This is a genomic window from Pseudomonas sp. St290 (assembly GCF_018325805.1).
Taxonomy (GTDB): domain Bacteria; phylum Pseudomonadota; class Gammaproteobacteria; order Pseudomonadales; family Pseudomonadaceae; genus Aquipseudomonas; species Aquipseudomonas bijieensis.
This window is the reverse complement of sequence record NZ_AP014703.1, coordinates 6,759,402-6,775,898: the sequence shown is the minus strand read 5'-3', so window position 1 is coordinate 6,775,898 and position 16,497 is coordinate 6,759,402. Positions and strand designations below refer to the sequence as shown.

The 16,497-nt window shown below is 57.6% G+C and carries 18 protein-coding genes; all 18 read left to right on the top strand.

Annotation, left to right across the window (positions count from 1 at the left end):
• The first annotated feature begins 466 nt into the window (after positions 1-466).
• The 18 genes from rpmH (at position 467) to PBDP_RS29765 (ending at position 16,455) form a co-directional block, all read left to right on the top strand.
• Positions 467-601: a 50S ribosomal protein L34 gene (gene rpmH, locus PBDP_RS29850; RefSeq protein ID WP_003213577.1), complete on the top strand. Its 135-nt coding sequence runs from the start codon at positions 467-469 to the stop codon at positions 599-601.
• 16 nt (positions 602-617) lie between these two features.
• The gene (rnpA, locus tag PBDP_RS29845) at positions 618-1,019 is read left to right on the top strand and encodes a ribonuclease P protein component (RefSeq protein ID WP_003207107.1); all 402 of its coding nucleotides are present in this window, start codon (positions 618-620) and stop codon (positions 1,017-1,019) included.
• Positions 1,012-1,257 (top strand): membrane protein insertion efficiency factor YidD, encoded by a 246-nt coding sequence (gene yidD, locus PBDP_RS29840; protein WP_010465488.1) that lies wholly within the window; start codon positions 1,012-1,014, stop codon positions 1,255-1,257. The genes rnpA and yidD overlap by 8 nt, the downstream gene beginning before the upstream one ends.
• Before the next feature lie 2 nt (positions 1,258-1,259).
• Complete coding sequence (yidC, locus tag PBDP_RS29835; RefSeq protein WP_212801653.1) at positions 1,260-2,942, top strand: membrane protein insertase YidC; 1,683 nt, start codon at positions 1,260-1,262, stop codon at positions 2,940-2,942.
• 79 nt (positions 2,943-3,021) lie between these two features.
• Positions 3,022-4,392 carry a tRNA uridine-5-carboxymethylaminomethyl(34) synthesis GTPase MnmE gene (gene mnmE / locus PBDP_RS29830; protein WP_212801652.1) on the top strand — a complete coding sequence of 457 codons (1,371 nt, stop codon included), beginning with the start codon at positions 3,022-3,024 and terminating at the stop codon, positions 4,390-4,392.
• Between the two features lie 564 nt (positions 4,393-4,956).
• Entirely contained in the window at positions 4,957-6,855 is a 1,899-nt protein-coding gene (gene mnmG / locus PBDP_RS29825; RefSeq protein WP_212801651.1) for a tRNA uridine-5-carboxymethylaminomethyl(34) synthesis enzyme MnmG, read from the top strand.
• A 5-nt stretch (positions 6,856-6,860) separates the two neighbouring features.
• Positions 6,861-7,496: a 16S rRNA (guanine(527)-N(7))-methyltransferase RsmG gene (rsmG, locus tag PBDP_RS29820; protein ID WP_178082472.1), complete on the top strand. Its 636-nt coding sequence runs from the start codon at positions 6,861-6,863 to the stop codon at positions 7,494-7,496.
• An 18-nt stretch (positions 7,497-7,514) separates the two neighbouring features.
• Entirely contained in the window at positions 7,515-8,312 is a 798-nt protein-coding gene (locus PBDP_RS29815) for a ParA family protein (RefSeq protein WP_003207100.1), read from the top strand.
• Positions 8,313-8,321: 9 nt separating this feature from the next.
• Positions 8,322-9,194: a ParB/RepB/Spo0J family partition protein gene (locus PBDP_RS29810; protein WP_060739912.1), complete on the top strand. Its 873-nt coding sequence runs from the start codon at positions 8,322-8,324 to the stop codon at positions 9,192-9,194.
• Between the two features lie 148 nt (positions 9,195-9,342).
• Positions 9,343-9,750 (top strand): F0F1 ATP synthase subunit I, encoded by a 408-nt coding sequence (locus tag PBDP_RS29805; protein ID WP_109752826.1) that lies wholly within the window; start codon positions 9,343-9,345, stop codon positions 9,748-9,750.
• Between the two features lie 16 nt (positions 9,751-9,766).
• Entirely contained in the window at positions 9,767-10,636 is an 870-nt protein-coding gene (gene atpB / locus PBDP_RS29800) for a F0F1 ATP synthase subunit A (RefSeq protein ID WP_003187195.1), read from the top strand.
• A gap of 131 nt (positions 10,637-10,767) precedes the next feature.
• Positions 10,768-11,025, top strand: a complete 258-nt coding sequence (atpE, locus tag PBDP_RS29795; RefSeq protein WP_003097235.1) for a F0F1 ATP synthase subunit C — start codon at positions 10,768-10,770, stop codon at positions 11,023-11,025.
• Between the two features lie 58 nt (positions 11,026-11,083).
• Positions 11,084-11,554, top strand: a complete 471-nt coding sequence (locus PBDP_RS29790) for a F0F1 ATP synthase subunit B (protein ID WP_003187193.1) — start codon at positions 11,084-11,086, stop codon at positions 11,552-11,554.
• 12 nt (positions 11,555-11,566) lie between these two features.
• Positions 11,567-12,103, top strand: a complete 537-nt coding sequence (locus PBDP_RS29785; protein ID WP_003187192.1) for a F0F1 ATP synthase subunit delta — start codon at positions 11,567-11,569, stop codon at positions 12,101-12,103.
• Positions 12,104-12,124: 21 nt separating this feature from the next.
• Entirely contained in the window at positions 12,125-13,669 is a 1,545-nt protein-coding gene (gene atpA, locus PBDP_RS29780) for a F0F1 ATP synthase subunit alpha (RefSeq protein ID WP_024777788.1), read from the top strand.
• Positions 13,670-13,719: 50 nt separating this feature from the next.
• A complete protein-coding gene (gene atpG / locus PBDP_RS29775; RefSeq protein WP_072397487.1) occupies positions 13,720-14,580 on the top strand; it encodes a F0F1 ATP synthase subunit gamma in 861 nt (286 codons plus the stop codon).
• A 27-nt stretch (positions 14,581-14,607) separates the two neighbouring features.
• Entirely contained in the window at positions 14,608-15,984 is a 1,377-nt protein-coding gene (gene atpD / locus PBDP_RS29770; RefSeq protein ID WP_003187186.1) for a F0F1 ATP synthase subunit beta, read from the top strand.
• A 45-nt stretch (positions 15,985-16,029) separates the two neighbouring features.
• Positions 16,030-16,455, top strand: coding sequence for a F0F1 ATP synthase subunit epsilon (locus PBDP_RS29765; protein ID WP_058438442.1), 426 nt, complete (start codon positions 16,030-16,032; stop codon positions 16,453-16,455).
• Positions 16,456-16,497 lie beyond the last annotated feature (42 nt).

The following is a 16,497-nucleotide window of genomic DNA, read 5'->3' as shown; positions in this document are numbered from 1 at the left end:
TTATCAATGCTTTAACTCAGAAAAAGACGACAGGCGGTCGGTGGATAAGCTCTGTGGATAACCGACCCTGAGGGCATTGCACAAGTGGGGGCGAAAGTCGGTGGATAACCGCCCTGTGGATAACTAACCATTCCACGCACAGCTTATCCGACAGTGCAGCACAGGCTTGCCACCGTTTTCCCCTGTAGTTGTCATTCCCTGTACATGGCGGATTACAAGGCCTAGGCATGGTTATCCACAGCTAGGCGCCCGCCTTGCTTTTATAAGCTTTACAGAAAAGCTTTAAATAATTTCCTTCTTTATTTCTATATCTAGCGTGGTGTGATGAATCCGCCCAAGCGGCTGGATATCTATTTAAAGGAAACGCTGGTTGGAAATTGACCTAGAGGCTTGCTTTCTCTAGAATCCCCGGTCTCTTAAAACGGGGGCCATTCCGGCCCGTTGTGGACGAACCAGGTAACACGACATGAAACGTACTTTCCAACCAAGCACTATCAAACGCGCTCGTACCCACGGTTTCCGTGCTCGCATGGCTACCAAGAACGGTCGTGCCGTCCTGTCGCGTCGTCGCGCCAAAGGTCGTGCGCGTCTGGCAGTTTGATAATCCGGCACTGGAGGTGAGTCAGGACTTCAGTCGGGAAAAGCGTCTGCTTACACCCCGGCATTTCAAGGCAGTCTTTGACTCCCCTACCGGCAAGGTTCCGGGGAAAAATCTCCTGCTCCTTGCGCGCAGCAACGATCTCGATCACCCCCGACTAGGGCTGGTTATTGGGAAAAAGAGCGTCAAGCTCTCCGTTCAGCGCAATCGCCTCAAACGTCTGATGCGCGAATCGTTTCGCCTGAACCAGGATTCACTGGTTGGATGGGACATTGTTATCGTCGCGCGCAAAGGTTTGGGTGACGTAGAAAACCCCGAATTGATTCAGCATTTCGGCAAGCTCTGGAAGCGTCTGGCACGCAACAAGCCAGTACCAGCAGTCAACACCGAAACTGTAGGGGTAGACAGTCCCGATGCGTAAACTGGCACTCGTTCCGATCCAGTTTTACCGCTATGCCATTAGTCCTTTGATGGCCAGTCACTGTCGTTTCTACCCCAGTTGTTCCTGCTACGCGTACGAAGCCATAGAAAATCATGGCCTACTGCGCGGTGGCTGGCTGACCTTTCGTCGTTTAGGTCGCTGTCATCCGTGGAATCCCGGCGGTTATGACCCGGTTCCGCCTATCCCTACCTCCCGTTCTTCTTCGATGGCCGAGTAATCATGGATATCAAACGCACGATCCTGATCGTCGCCCTGGCAATCGTGTCCTACGTCATGGTCCTTAAATGGAACCAGGACTATGGCCAGGCTGCCTTGCCGACTCAGAATGTTGCAGCCAGCAATACCGCACCGAGCCTGCCGGATGCCCCTGTTGGCAACAACGCCGCCAACAATGACGACATCCCGCGCGCGGCAAGCGATACCAGCGCTCCTGCCGAAGCCCCAGTGGCCGTAAGCAAAGATCTCATCCAGATCAAGACGGACGTGCTCGAGCTGGCAATCGATCCACAAGGTGGTGATGTCGCCCAGCTGAAGCTGCCGCTGTACCCACGTCGCCAGGATCATCCGGAAATCCCGTTCCAGTTGTTCGACAACGGTAACGAGCGGACCTACCTGGCCCAAAGTGGCCTGATCGGTACCAATGGCCCGGATTCGAACCCGGCCGGTCGCCCGGTCTACTCCGCCGAGAAGAAGACTTATCAACTGGCTGACGGTCAGGACCAACTGGTCGTGGACCTGAAGTTCAGCAAGGATGGCGTCAACTACATCAAGCGTTTCACCTTGAAGCGTGGCCTGTATGACGTAACCGTCTCCTACCTGATCGACAACCAGAGCGCCCAGCCTTGGTCTGGCGCGATGTTCGCGCAACTCAAGCGTGACGCCAGCGACGATCCGTCCTCCAGCACCGCCACCGGTACCGCGACTTACCTGGGCGCTGCCCTGTGGACAAGTTCGGAGCCGTACAAGAAAGTGTCCATGAAGGACATGGACAAGGGCCAGCTCAAGGAAACCGTCCAAGGTGGCTGGGTTGCCTGGCTGCAGCACTATTTTGTAACAGCCTGGATCCCGCAGAAGGGCGAAAGCAACGTCGTCCAGACGCGTAAAGACAGCAAAGGCAACTTCATCATCGGTTACACCGGCCCGACATTGACTGCCGCGCCAGGTGCGAAAGCCGAAACCAGCGCCATTCTGTATGCCGGTCCGAAAAGCCAGGCGGTGCTGAAAGAGTTGTCCCCAGGCCTGGAACTGACTGTGGACTACGGTTTCCTGTGGTTCATTGCCCAGCCGATCTTCTGGTTGCTGCAACATATCCACAGCATCGTCGGTAACTGGGGCTGGTCGATCATTTTCCTGACCATGCTGATCAAGGGGATCTTCTTCCCATTGTCGGCCGCCAGCTACAAATCCATGGCGCGCATGCGAGCAGTGGCCCCGAAACTGGCTGCCCTGAAAGAACAACATGGCGATGACCGGCAGAAAATGTCCCAGGCCATGATGGAGTTGTACAAGAAAGAGAAGATCAACCCGCTGGGTGGATGCTTGCCGATTCTTGTACAGATGCCGGTGTTCCTGTCGCTGTACTGGGTTCTGCTGGAAAGCGTGGAGATGCGTCAGGCACCGTTCATGCTGTGGATTACCGACCTGTCGATCAAGGATCCGTTCTTCATCCTGCCGATCATCATGGGCGCGACCATGTTCATCCAGCAGCAGTTGAACCCAACGCCTCCGGACCCGATGCAGGCGAAGGTCATGAAAATGATGCCAATCATCTTCACCTTCTTCTTCCTGTGGTTCCCGGCAGGTCTTGTGCTGTACTGGGTTGTGAACAACGTGCTGTCCATTACTCAGCAGTGGTACATCACGCGTAAGATCGAAGCGGCTACGAAAAAAGCCGAGGCGTAACTTGCTCTGTGGATAACCACACAAAACGCCCCCTAGTGGGGCGTTTTGCTATCTGCCACTTTTGTCTGGATACCGGTTTATGAGCGCACCGCGTGAAACCATCGCCGCTGTTGCCACCGCCCAAGGTCGCGGCGGTGTCGGCATCGTCCGTATTTCGGGGCCCTTGGCCAGTGTCGCGGCCAAGGCTATCAGCGGTCGTGAACTCAAGCCGCGGTTTGCGCATTACGGCCCGTTTTTCAGTGATGACCAGCAGGTGCTCGACGAAGGGCTGGCGTTGTATTTCCCGGGACCGAATTCGTTTACCGGCGAAGATGTGCTGGAACTGCAAGGACACGGCGGGCCCATCGTGCTGGACATGCTGCTCAAGCGCTGCCTTGAACTGGGCTGTCGCCTGGCCCGGCCGGGGGAGTTCAGCGAACGGGCATTTCTCAACGACAAGCTCGACCTGGCCCAGGCCGAGGCGATTGCCGATCTGATCGAAGCCAGTTCTGCACAGGCTGCCCGCAACGCGTTGCGTTCATTGCAAGGGGCGTTTTCCCAACGTGTGCATAACCTCACCGAACAATTGATCGGCCTGCGGATCTACGTCGAGGCGGCCATCGACTTCCCGGAGGAGGAGATCGACTTCCTCGCCGATGGCCACGTGCTGAGCTTGCTCGATAAGGTACGCGATGAGTTATCCACAGTGCTTCGTGAAGCCGGGCAAGGCGCCTTGTTGCGCGATGGGATGACTGTGGTGATCGCCGGACGGCCCAATGCTGGCAAATCCAGCCTGCTGAACGCCCTGGCCGGTCGCGAGGCAGCAATTGTCACCGAGATCGCCGGCACCACCCGGGACATTCTGCGTGAACATATCCACATCGATGGCATGCCGCTGCACGTTGTGGATACCGCAGGTTTGCGCGACACCGAGGACAAGGTGGAAAAAATCGGCGTTGAACGGGCGCTGAAGGCCATTGGTGAAGCCGACCGGGTATTGCTGGTGGTGGACGCCACTGCGCCGGAAGCGGACGATCCATTTGCCTTATGGCCTGAATTCCTCGAAGTCCGCCCGGATCCGGCAAAGGTCACGTTGATTCGCAACAAGGCCGACCTGACCGGGGAAGCGATTGTTCTCGAGGTCAGCAACGACGGCCATGTGACCATCAGCCTGAGCGCGAAATCGGCGGGCGAGGGCCTGGAACTCCTGCGCGAGCACCTCAAGGCGTGCATGGGCTATGAGCAGACATCGGAAAGCAGCTTCAGCGCCCGCCGGCGGCATCTTGAAGCCTTGCGCCACGCCAGCGCCGCCCTGGAACACGGGCGCGCGCAGTTGACCTTGGCGGGGGCGGGAGAGTTGTTGGCCGAAGACCTTCGCCAGGCACAACACTCCCTTGGGGAAATTACCGGCGCCTTCAGTTCCGATGACTTGTTGGGGCGGATCTTTTCCAGCTTCTGCATCGGTAAATAGCCCCACCTTTCAAACCGGGTTTGTCCTCGAAGCCTATCGAGTCCAACGCAAACCCGGTCGCTCCTTCTCCTTTTTTAGAACGATTGCCCTTGATGGCGGCTTGCCCGTGGGCACCGGCCTGCCCATCACGGCGGCTTTCTGTGGATTAAGCCCTGTGAATAACTGCCACTGAGGTCGGTTGATAAACCCCCTTCAAAACTGAAGATAAGCGCCTCTGTGGATAACAGGCCCATTCATCCACAGGCTTACACCGGTTATCCAAGCCCCTCAATGCCACATGATCACAGGGTTTTGAATCTCTGTACACATTGAAAATAAAGGCTTGTGAGACCTTATCCACAGATAGGGAGCTCAGTAAGAATAAACATAAAAACAAAGATTCTATAAATTTCTTTCTTTTTTATTTTTTTAACCGCGAGTTCTCCACAGCTGGTTAAATTTTGTGCAAAGGGTTCTTTAGAAAGGGCGAAGTCCCTATACTTGCCGACCTGGTTCGAAAAACGCCCAGGGCCAGACTCAAAACCTATTCCGAATTACCTGAATAAAGCAGGCACGAGGTGCGTGGTGGATTTCCCTTCCCGTTTTGAAGTGATCGTCATCGGCGGCGGTCATGCCGGTACCGAGGCAGCACTTGCATCAGCACGCATGGGGGCAAAGACCCTGTTGCTGACGCATAACGTGGAAACCCTTGGCGCCATGAGCTGCAACCCTGCCATTGGTGGGATCGGCAAAAGCCACCTGGTCAAGGAAATCGATGCCCTTGGCGGTGCGATGGCCATGGCCACCGATAAAGGTGGTATCCAGTTTCGCGTGTTGAACAGCCGCAAAGGCCCCGCCGTGCGCGCTACTCGCGCCCAGGCCGACCGAGTCCTGTACAAGGCTGCTGTCCGTGAAATCCTGGAAAACCAGCCGAACCTGTGGATATTTCAACAAGCGGCCGATGACTTGATCGTCGAGCAGGACCAGGTGCGCGGTGTCGTCACGCAAATGGGCCTGCGTTTCTTCGCCGACTCCGTGGTGTTGACTACCGGGACCTTCCTCGGCGGACTTATCCACATCGGTTTGCAGAATTTTTCTGGCGGTCGCGCCGGTGATCCGCCGTCGATTGCTCTGGCTCACCGTCTGCGTGAGTTGCCATTGCGTGTCGGGCGCCTGAAAACCGGTACACCACCTCGCATCGACGGCAAGTCCGTGGATTTCTCGGTGATGACCGAGCAGCCTGGCGACACGCCGATCCCGGTGATGTCGTTCATGGGCAACAAGGAACAGCATCCACGGCAAGTCAGTTGCTGGATCACCCACACCAACGCCCGCACCCACGAAATCATCGCGGCGAACCTCGATCGTTCGCCGATGTATTCCGCTGCCGGTGAAATCGAAGGTGTCGGTCCGCGCTATTGCCCGTCGATCGAAGACAAGATCCATCGCTTTGCCGACAAGGAAAGCCACCAGGTGTTCATCGAACCGGAAGGTTTGACCACCCATGAGCTGTATCCGAACGGGATATCCACAAGTCTGCCGTTCGACGTGCAATTGCAGATCGTGCAATCGATCCGGGGCATGGAGAACGCGCACATCGTGCGTCCGGGTTATGCGATCGAGTACGACTACTTCGATCCGCGCGATTTGAAGTACAGCCTGGAAACCAAAACTATCGGCGGTCTGTTCTTCGCCGGGCAGATCAACGGCACCACCGGTTACGAAGAGGCCGGTGCCCAAGGGCTGTTGGCCGGTGCCAACGCAGCGCTGCGCGCCCTGGGCAAAGACAGCTGGTGCCCACGCCGCGATGAAGCGTACATCGGGGTGCTGGTGGACGACCTGATTACCCTGGGTACCCAGGAGCCGTATCGGATGTTCACCTCCCGTGCCGAATATCGCCTGATCCTGCGTGAAGACAACGCCGACCTGCGCCTGACCGAGAAAGGTCGTGAGTTGGGGTTGGTGGACGACGTGCGCTGGGCCGCGTTCTGCAAGAAACGCGAGAGTATCGAGCTGGAAGAGCAGCGCCTGAAAAGCACTTGGGTTCGTCCCGGCACCGAGCAAGGTGATGCCATTGCGGCGAAATTCGGCACGCCACTGACCCATGAATACAACCTGCTCAACCTCTTGAGCCGTCCGGAAATCGACTACGCCGGGCTGGTGGAAGTGACTGGCCAGGGCGCGGACGATCCACAGGTGGCCGAACAGGTTGAGATCAAGACCAAATACGCCGGTTACATTGACCGCCAACAGGACGAAATCGCCCGTCTGCGCGCCAGTGAAGACACCAGGCTGCCTGTGGATATCGACTACACCGGCATTTCCGGGCTGTCGAAAGAAATCCAGAGCAAGCTCGGTGCGACCCGTCCAGAGACCCTGGGCCAGGCTTCGCGCATTCCCGGCGTCACGCCGGCGGCGATTTCCCTGTTGTTGATTCATTTGAAAAAACGCGGCGCGGGCCGCCAGTTGGAGCAAAGCGCTTGAGTTCGATGGTCACCTCGCAACACGCTGAAGAGTTATCCACAGGTGCCCGTCAGCTCGGCGTCAGCCTGACCGAAGCCCAGCATGCGCAACTGCTGGGTTATCTGGCGTTGTTGATCAAATGGAACAAGGCCTACAACCTGACCGCCGTGCGCGATCCGGATGAAATGGTCTCGCGGCATTTGCTCGACAGCCTCAGCGTCATGTCCTTCATCGAAAACGGTCGCTGGCTGGATGTCGGCAGCGGCGGTGGCATGCCGGGAATCCCGCTGGCGATCCTGTTTCCCGGCTCGCAAGTGACCTGTCTGGACAGCAACGGCAAGAAAACCCGCTTCCTGACCCAGGTCAAACTCGAACTCAAACTGGATAACCTGCAAGTTATCCACAGCCGCGTCGAAGCGTTCCAACCTGCGCAGCCGTTCAACGGGATCATCTCCCGGGCGTTCAGCAGCATGGAGAACTTCAGCAACTGGACTCGCCACCTGGGCGACGCCAATACGCGCTGGCTGGCAATGAAGGGCGTTCATCCGGCCGATGAGCTGGTAGCATTGCCGGCAGACTTCCACCTCGATAGCGAACACGCCTTGGCCGTACCTGGTTGCCAAGGCCAACGCCATCTGCTGATACTGCGCCGCACGGCATGATTGGGAACACAAGCAAGAATGGCTAAGGTATTCGCGATAGCGAACCAGAAGGGTGGTGTGGGCAAGACCACCACCTGCATCAACCTCGCAGCATCCCTGGTCGCGACCAAGCGCCGGGTGCTGTTGATCGATCTCGATCCACAGGGCAACGCCACCATGGGCAGCGGTGTGGATAAACATGGCCTGGAAAACTCCATCTATGACGTCCTGATCGGCGAATGCGATCTGGGCCAGGCCATGCACTTCTCCGAACACGGCGGTTATCAACTGCTGCCGGCCAACCGTGATTTGACGGCGGCCGAAGTGGTGCTGCTGGAAATGCAGATGAAGGAAAGCCGCCTGCGCAGCGCCTTGGCACCGATCCGGGAAAACTACGATTACATCCTGATCGACTGCCCGCCGTCGTTGTCGATGCTGACCCTCAACGCCCTGGTGGCGGCCGATGGGGTAATTATCCCCATGCAGTGCGAGTACTTCGCCCTGGAAGGGTTGAGCGACCTTGTGGATAACATCAAGCGCATCGCCGAACTGCTGAACCCGGATCTGAAGGTCGAAGGCCTGCTGCGGACCATGTATGACCCGCGCCTTAGCCTGATGAACGATGTCTCGGCCCAGCTCAAGGAACACTTCGGCGAGCAGCTCTACGACACTGTCATCCCGCGTAACATTCGCCTGGCCGAAGCGCCGAGCTACGGCATGCCGGCCCTGGCCTACGACAAACAATCCCGTGGTGCGCTGGCCTACCTGGCCCTGGCGGGCGAGATGGTTCGCCGTCAGCGCCGTAACCCACGCACCGCTGCAGCCCAGCCAACTTAAGGAAACCCCATGGCCGTCAAGAAACGAGGTCTCGGACGTGGACTGGATGCACTGCTCAGCGGTCCGACTGTCAGCTCGCTGGAAGAACAGGCCGTCCAGGCCGATCAGCGCGAGTTGCAGCATCTGCCCCTGGACCTGATCCAACGCGGCAAATACCAGCCGCGCCGAGACATGGACCCGCAGGCGCTGGAAGAACTGGCCCAGTCGATCAAGAGCCAGGGCGTGATGCAGCCGATCGTGGTCCGTCCGATCGCCAATGGGCGTTTCGAGATCATCGCCGGTGAACGCCGTTGGCGCGCCAGCCAGCAGGCCGGCCAGGAAACCATCCCGGCCATGGTGCGCGATGTGCCGGATGAAACCGCCATTGCCATGGCGCTGATCGAGAACATCCAGCGTGAAGACCTCAACCCGATCGAGGAAGCCGTGGCCCTGCAGCGTTTGCAGCAGGAATTCCAGCTGACCCAGCAACAGGTCGCCGAGGCGGTGGGCAAGTCCCGCGTGACCGTGGCCAACCTGCTGCGCCTGATTGCGTTGCCGGAAGTCATCAAGACCATGCTGTCCCATGGCGACCTGGAAATGGGTCATGCCCGGGCATTGCTCGGTTTGCCGGAAAATCAACAAGTTGAAGGGGCGCGACATGTTGTCGCACGAGGTCTGACTGTGCGCCAAACCGAGGCACTGGTTCGTCAGTGGCTCAGCGGTAAACCGGCCCCCGTCGAAGCCCCCAAAATCGATCCTGATATCGCTCGTCTGGAACAGCGCCTGGCCGAGCGCCTGGGCTCTGCGGTGCAGATTCGCCACGGCAAGAAGGGCAAAGGGCAACTGGTGATCGGTTATAACTCCCTCGATGAACTGCAAGGTGTCCTTGCACACATTCGCTGAAACAATTGCTCTTGTAGCGCGCAGTCGGAAATCACTACCTGACAGTTGAATAGGGGCAGAACCGCCCCTATACTCTGCGCGCATTTTGTCGGCACAAATTATGCCAAGTTATTGAATTATGGCGGCCGACCCTTGGAGAGCAAAAGCGATGGAAACCCGCACGCCAAACCGCTTGCCGTTCCATCGTCTGGCAGTTTTCCCGGTTTTGATGACTCAGTTCATCGTTGTACTGATCGCCGCATTGGCGCTCTGGCAATGGAAAGGAGTCGTCGCCGGATACTCAGGTCTTTGCGGAGGCCTGATAGCCTTGCTCCCCAATATTTACTTCGCTCACAGGGCATTTCGGTTTTCCGGCGCCCGAGCAGCCCAGGCTATCGTCCGGTCTTTTTATGCCGGCGAGGCGGGGAAACTGATTTTGACGGCAGTGCTGTTTGCGCTGACGTTCGCAGGTGTGAAGCCATTGGCACCACTGGCTGTATTCGGTGTCTTCTTGCTGACCCAACTGGTTAGCTGGTTCGCTCCCCTGCTAATGAGAACAAGACTTTCGAGACCTTAGGGCGTTTGAGGCAACCATGGCAGAGACAACCGCTTCGGGCTATATCCAGCACCACTTGCAGAACCTGACCTTCGGTCAGCTACCCAACGGCGGCTGGGGCTTTGCCCACTCCGCAGCAGAAGCCAAGGAAATGGGCTTCTGGGCTTTCCACGTCGATACCCTCGGCTGGTCGGTCGCACTGGGCCTGATTTTCGTTCTTCTTTTCCGCATGGCGGCAAAGAAAGCGACCTCCGGTCAGCCCGGCGCACTGCAGAACTTCGTTGAAGTACTGGTCGAATTCGTCGATGGCAGCGTGAAAGACAGCTTCCATGGCCGTAGCCCGGTGATCGCACCGCTGGCACTGACCATCTTCGTCTGGGTGTTTCTGATGAACGCCGTCGACCTGGTACCGGTCGACTGGATTCCTCAGCTGGCCATCCTGATCTCCGGCGACCACCACATCCCATTCCGCGCCGTGTCGACCACCGACCCGAACGCGACCCTGGGCATGGCGTTCTCGGTCTTCGCACTGATCATTTTCTATAGCATCAAGGTCAAGGGCATCGGCGGCTTCATCGGCGAACTGACCCTGCACCCGTTCGGCAGCAAGAACATCCTGGTTCAAGCCCTGCTGATCCCGGTGAACTTCCTGCTGGAATTCGTGACCCTGATCGCCAAACCAATTTCTCTGGCACTGCGTCTGTTCGGCAACATGTATGCCGGCGAGCTGGTGTTCATCCTGATCGCTGTGATGTTCGGCAGCGGCCTGCTGTGGCTCAGCGGCCTGGGTGTAGTCCTGCAATGGGCGTGGGCTGTATTCCACATCCTGATCATCACCCTGCAGGCGTTCATCTTCATGATGCTGACCATCGTCTACCTGTCGATGGCGCACGAAGAAAACCATTAAGGCCAGTCTCGACTAGTCTGATGTCCTTCCCGGTCAAACGGGAAGGAGCCCGAACCGGGCTGAGAAACGATTTGTTTTACCGCTTTAATCTAAAAAACCTAAACCATACGACGTAAAAGTCGGGAGGAAAGATGGAAACTGTAGTTGGTCTAACCGCTATCGCTGTTGCACTGTTGATCGGCCTGGGCGCACTGGGTACCGCAATTGGTTTCGGCCTGCTGGGCGGCAAGTTCCTGGAAGGCGCAGCGCGTCAGCCAGAAATGGTTCCAATGCTGCAAGTAAAAATGTTCATCGTGGCTGGTCTGCTCGACGCCGTGACCATGATCGGTGTTGGTATCGCTCTGTTCTTCACCTTTGCGAACCCGTTCGTTGGTCAAATCGCTGGCTAATTACTCGGATGTCTCGAGTAGATTGGTGTGATGGACAACGTAACTGCGAGGTGTTGGCGTGAACATTAATGCGACCCTGATTGGCCAGTCCGTTGCGTTCCTGATTTTTGTACTGTTCTGCATGAAGTTCGTATGGCCTCCGGTCATTGCGGCATTGCACGAACGTCAAAAGAAGATCGCTGATGGTCTGGACGCTGCCAGCCGTGCAGCTCGCGACCTGGAGTTGGCCCATGAGAAAGTGGGTCAGCAACTGCGCGAAGCGAAGGCTCAGGCAGCTGAAATCATCGAGCAAGCCAAGAAACGCGGTACCCAGATTGTTGACGAAGCCCGTGAACAGGCTCGCGTCGAAGCTGACCGTGTGAAGGCTCAGGCTCAAGCCGAGATCGAACAGGAACTCAACAGTGTCAAAGACGCGCTGCGTGCCCAAGTGGGTGCCCTGGCCGTTGGCGGTGCTTCGAAGATCCTGGGTGCCACAATCGATCAAAACGCGCACGCAGAGCTGGTAAACCAACTGGCTGCTGAAATCTAAGCGAGGGCGATCATGGCAGAACTGACCACGTTGGCCCGACCTTACGCTAAGGCGGCCTTCGAGCACGCTCAGGCCCACCAGCAACTGGCCAATTGGTCAGCCATGCTCGGCCTGGCAGCAGCGGTGTCGCAAGACGACACCATGCAGCGCGTGCTCAAGGCCCCGCGACTGACGAGCGCAGAAAAGGCCGCCACGTTCATTGACGTGTGCGGCGACAAGTTCGATGCCAAGGCACAGAATTTCATTCATGTCGTTGCCGAAAACGACCGTCTCCCGCTTCTGCCGGAGATCGCCGCTCTTTTCGACCTGTACAAGGCCGAGCAAGAGAAGTCGGTAGACGTGGAAGTGACCAGTGCTTTCGCATTGAACCAAGAACAGCAAGACAAACTCGCCAAGGTTCTCAGTGCACGACTCAACCGGGAAGTGCGCCTGCAAGTCGAGGAAGACAAGTCCCTGATAGGGGGCGTTGTAATCCGCGCCGGCGACCTGGTTATCGATGGCTCGATTCGCGGCAAAATCGCGAAACTTGCCGAAGCATTGAAATCTTGAGTTTGAAGGGGCAGCAGAGCAATGCAGCAACTCAATCCTTCCGAAATAAGTGAAATTATCAAGGGCCGCATCGAAAAGCTCGATGTGACCTCCCAAGCCCGTAACGAAGGCACTGTCGTCAGCGTATCTGACGGCATCGTGCGGATTCACGGTCTGGCCGACGTCATGTACGGCGAGATGATCGAGTTTCCGGGCGGCGTCTACGGTATGGCCCTCAACCTGGAGCAAGACTCTGTAGGTGCCGTGGTATTGGGCGCATACACTACTCTGGCTGAAGGCATGAGCGCCAAGTGCACCGGCCGCATCCTCGAAGTTCCGGTTGGTAAGGAACTGCTGGGTCGCGTAGTCGACGCACTGGGTAACCCTGTTGACGGCAAAGGTCCGCTGAACAACACCGAGACCGACGCGGTCGAGAAAGTTGCTCCTGGCGTGATCTGGCGTAAGTCGGTAGACCAGCCTGTACAGACTGGCTACAAGGCTGTCGATGCCATGATCCCTGTCGGCCGTGGCCAGCGTGAGCTGATCATCGGTGACCGTCAGATCGGTAAGACCGCTCTGGCGATCGACGCGATCATCAACCAGAAAAACAGCGGCATCTTCTGCGTCTACGTGGCAATCGGTCAGAAGCAATCGACCATCGCCAACGTGGTTCGCAAGCTGGAAGAGAACGGCGCCCTGGCCAACACGATCATCGTGGCTGCCAGTGCTTCGGAATCGGCCGCGCTGCAATTCCTGGCACCGTACTCCGGTTGCACCATGGGCGAATACTTCCGCGACCGCGGTGAAGACGCGCTGATCGTCTATGACGATCTGTCCAAGCAAGCAGTGGCCTACCGCCAGATTTCCCTGCTGCTGCGCCGTCCACCAGGCCGTGAAGCCTACCCAGGCGACGTGTTCTATCTCCACTCCCGTCTGCTGGAGCGCGCTTCCCGCGTTTCGGAAGAGTACGTAGAGAAGTTCACCAACGGCGCAGTGACTGGCAAGACCGGTTCCCTGACCGCTCTGCCGATCATCGAAACCCAGGCTGGCGACGTTTCCGCGTTCGTTCCGACCAACGTGATTTCCATCACCGACGGTCAGATCTTCCTGGAATCGGCCATGTTCAACTCGGGCATCCGTCCTGCTGTGAACGCCGGTGTTTCGGTATCCCGTGTGGGTGGTGCCGCTCAGACCAAGATCATCAAGAAGCTGTCCGGTGGTATCCGTACCGCCCTGGCTCAGTACCGTGAACTGGCGGCATTCGCCCAGTTCGCTTCTGACCTGGACGAAGCGACCCGTAAGCAACTTGAGCATGGTCAGCGCGTTACCGAGCTGATGAAGCAGAAGCAATACGCACCAATGTCGATCGCTGACATGGCGCTGTCGCTGTATGCCGCTGAGCGTGGGTTCCTGACTGACATTGAAATCGCCAAGATCGGCAGCTTCGAACAAGCGCTGATTGCTTTCTTCAACCGCGATCACGCCGATTTGATGGCCAAGATCAACGTTAAAGGTGACTTCAATGACGAAATCGACGCTGGCCTCAAAGCCGGTATCGAGAAGTTCAAGGCCACCCAAACCTGGTAAGCCGCAGCGGGAGCCGCAAGGCTCCCGCTTGCTAACCTGATAGGTGTTACATGGCAGGCGCAAAAGAGATTCGCAGTAAGATTGCGAGCATCAAAAGCACGCAAAAGATTACCAGCGCCATGGAAAAAGTGGCGGTCAGCAAAATGCGCAAGGCACAAATGCGCATGGCTGCTAGCCGTCCTTATGCGGAGCGCATCCGCCAGGTGATTGGTCATCTGGCCAACGCCAACCCGGAATACCGCCACCCGTTCATGATCGAACGCGCCATCAAGCGCGTCGGTTACGTTGTGGTGAGCAGTGACCGTGGTCTGTGCGGTGGCTTGAACACCAACCTGTTCAAGGCCCTGGTCAAGGACATGGCGGTAAACCGCGAACAAGGCGTCGAGATCGATCTGTGCGTGGTCGGTAGCAAGGGTGCGGCTTTCTTCCGTAACTTCGGCGGTAACGTCGTCGCTGCTATCAGCCACCTGGGTGAAGAACCGTCGATCAATGACCTGATCGGCAGCGTCAAGGTGATGCTGGATGCTTACCTGGAAGGCCGGATCGACCGCCTGTCCGTGGTATCCAACAAGTTCATCAACACCATGACGCAACAGCCGACCGTGGAGCAGTTGATTCCACTGGTGGCGACCCCGGAACAGGAACTCAAGCACCACTGGGACTATCTCTACGAACCGGACGCCAAGGAGCTGCTCGACGGCTTGATGGTCCGCTACGTGGAGTCGCAGGTCTACCAGGCGGTGGTCGAGAACAACGCAGCTGAACAAGCGGCGCGGATGATCGCGATGAAGAACGCTACCGACAACGCCGGTGATTTGATCAGCGATTTGCAGCTGATCTACAACAAGGCGCGTCAGGCTGCGATCACCCAAGAGATCTCGGAAATCGTCGGCGGCGCTGCCGCGGTTTAACGGTTCAAATATTCAGAGGATCCAGCTATGAGTAGCGGACGTATCGTTCAAATCATCGGCGCCGTTATCGACGTGGAATTTCCACGCGACAGCGTACCGAGCATCTACGACGCCTTGAAGGTTCAAGGCGCCGAAACCACCCTGGAAGTTCAGCAGCAGCTGGGCGACGGTGTGGTTCGTACCATTGCGATGGGCTCCACCGAGGGCTTGAAGCGCGGTCTGGACGTCAACAACACTGGCGCAGCCATCTCCGTACCGGTCGGTAAAGCGACCCTGGGCCGGATCATGGACGTACTGGGCAACCCGATCGACGAAGCTGGCCCGATCGACACCGAAGAGCGCTGGGGCATTCACCGTCCTGCGCCAACCTTCGCTGAGCAGGCAGGTGGCAACGAGCTGCTGGAAACCGGCATCAAGGTTATCGACCTGGTTTGCCCGTTCGCCAAGGGCGGTAAAGTCGGTCTGTTCGGTGGTGCCGGTGTAGGCAAGACCGTAAACATGATGGAACTGATCCGTAACATCGCCATCGAGCACAGCGGTTATTCCGTGTTCGCTGGTGTGGGTGAGCGTACTCGTGAGGGTAACGACTTCTACCACGAGATGAAGGATTCCAACGTTCTGGACAAAGTGGCACTGGTCTACGGCCAGATGAACGAGCCGCCGGGAAACCGTCTGCGCGTAGCCCTGACCGGCCTGACCATGGCCGAGAAGTTCCGTGACGAAGGTAACGACGTTCTGCTGTTCGTCGACAACATCTACCGTTACACCCTGGCCGGTACCGAAGTATCCGCACTGCTGGGCCGTATGCCTTCGGCAGTAGGTTACCAACCGACCCTGGCTGAAGAGATGGGCGTGCTGCAAGAGCGCATCACTTCGACCAAGCAAGGCTCGATCACCTCGATCCAAGCGGTATACGTACCAGCGGACGACTTGACCGACCCGTCGCCAGCGACCACCTTCGCCCACTTGGACGCCACCGTCGTTCTGTCCCGTGACATCGCTTCCCTGGGTATCTACCCAGCGGTTGACCCACTGGACTCGACTTCGCGCCAGCTGGACCCGAACGTGATCGGCCAGGAGCACTACGACACCGCTCGCGGCGTTCAGTACGTGCTGCAGCGTTACAAGGAACTGAAGGACATCATCGCGATCCTGGGTATGGACGAGCTCTCGGAAGCCGACAAGCAGTTGGTAAACCGTGCTCGTAAGATCCAGCGCTTCTTGTCGCAGCCGTTCTTCGTGGCTGAAGTCTTCACCGGTGCCTCGGGTAAATACGTTTCCCTGAAAGACACCATTGCTGGCTTCAAAGGCATCCTCAACGGTGACTACGACCACCTGCCAGAACAAGCGTTCTACATGGTCGGCGGCATCGAAGAAGCGATCGAGAAAGCCAAGAAACTGTAATCCCGGCGCCCGGCAACGGGCGCTAATTTAGGTTGAGGCAATCAGATGGCTATGACAGTCCATTGCGATATCGTCAGTGCGGAAGGGGAAATCTTCTCCGGTCTGGTCGAGATGGTGGTTGCGCATGGTGAGCTGGGTGATCTTGGTATCGCTCTGGGTCACGCACCGCTGATCACTAATCTGAAACCGGGTCCGATCCGCTTGATCAAGCAGGGCGGGGAAACCGAGGTGTTCTACATCTCCGGTGGTTTCCTCGAGGTTCAGCCGAACATGGTCAAGGTCCTTGCCGACACCGTGCAACGTGCTGCCGACCTGGACGAAGCCTCCGCTCAGGAAGCCGTCAAGGCTGCCGAGAAGGCCCTGAACGAAAAAGGCGCAGACTTCGACTACGGTTCTGCTGCTGCACGTCTGGCCGAGGCCGCAGCCCAGCTGCGCACCGTCCAGCAGATCCGCAAGAAGTTCGGCGGCTAAGCCGTCTGCTTTCTGTGCGATTGATTAAAAAGGGTAGCCTCG

Bases quoted from the DNA above. Each gene is read 5' to 3' on its own strand.
- rpmH (WP_003213577.1), top strand. From the start codon at position 467: ATGAAACGTACTTTCCAACCAAGCACTATCAAACGCGCTCGTACCCAC.
- yidD (WP_010465488.1), top strand. From the start codon at position 1,012: ATGCGTAAACTGGCACTCGTTCCGATCCAGTTTTACCGCTATGCCATT.
- yidC (WP_212801653.1), top strand. From the start codon at position 1,260: ATGGATATCAAACGCACGATCCTGATCGTCGCCCTGGCAATCGTGTCC.
- mnmE (WP_212801652.1), top strand. From the start codon at position 3,022: ATGAGCGCACCGCGTGAAACCATCGCCGCTGTTGCCACCGCCCAAGGT.
- rsmG (WP_178082472.1), top strand. From the start codon at position 6,861: ATGGTCACCTCGCAACACGCTGAAGAGTTATCCACAGGTGCCCGTCAG.
- PBDP_RS29815 (WP_003207100.1), top strand. From the start codon at position 7,515: ATGGCTAAGGTATTCGCGATAGCGAACCAGAAGGGTGGTGTGGGCAAG.
- PBDP_RS29810 (WP_060739912.1), top strand. From the start codon at position 8,322: ATGGCCGTCAAGAAACGAGGTCTCGGACGTGGACTGGATGCACTGCTC.
- PBDP_RS29805 (WP_109752826.1), top strand. From the start codon at position 9,343: ATGGAAACCCGCACGCCAAACCGCTTGCCGTTCCATCGTCTGGCAGTT.
- atpB (WP_003187195.1), top strand. From the start codon at position 9,767: ATGGCAGAGACAACCGCTTCGGGCTATATCCAGCACCACTTGCAGAAC.
- atpE (WP_003097235.1), top strand. From the start codon at position 10,768: ATGGAAACTGTAGTTGGTCTAACCGCTATCGCTGTTGCACTGTTGATC.
- PBDP_RS29785 (WP_003187192.1), top strand. From the start codon at position 11,567: ATGGCAGAACTGACCACGTTGGCCCGACCTTACGCTAAGGCGGCCTTC.
- atpA (WP_024777788.1), top strand. From the start codon at position 12,125: ATGCAGCAACTCAATCCTTCCGAAATAAGTGAAATTATCAAGGGCCGC.
- atpG (WP_072397487.1), top strand. From the start codon at position 13,720: ATGGCAGGCGCAAAAGAGATTCGCAGTAAGATTGCGAGCATCAAAAGC.
- atpD (WP_003187186.1), top strand. From the start codon at position 14,608: ATGAGTAGCGGACGTATCGTTCAAATCATCGGCGCCGTTATCGACGTG.
- PBDP_RS29765 (WP_058438442.1), top strand. From the start codon at position 16,030: ATGGCTATGACAGTCCATTGCGATATCGTCAGTGCGGAAGGGGAAATC.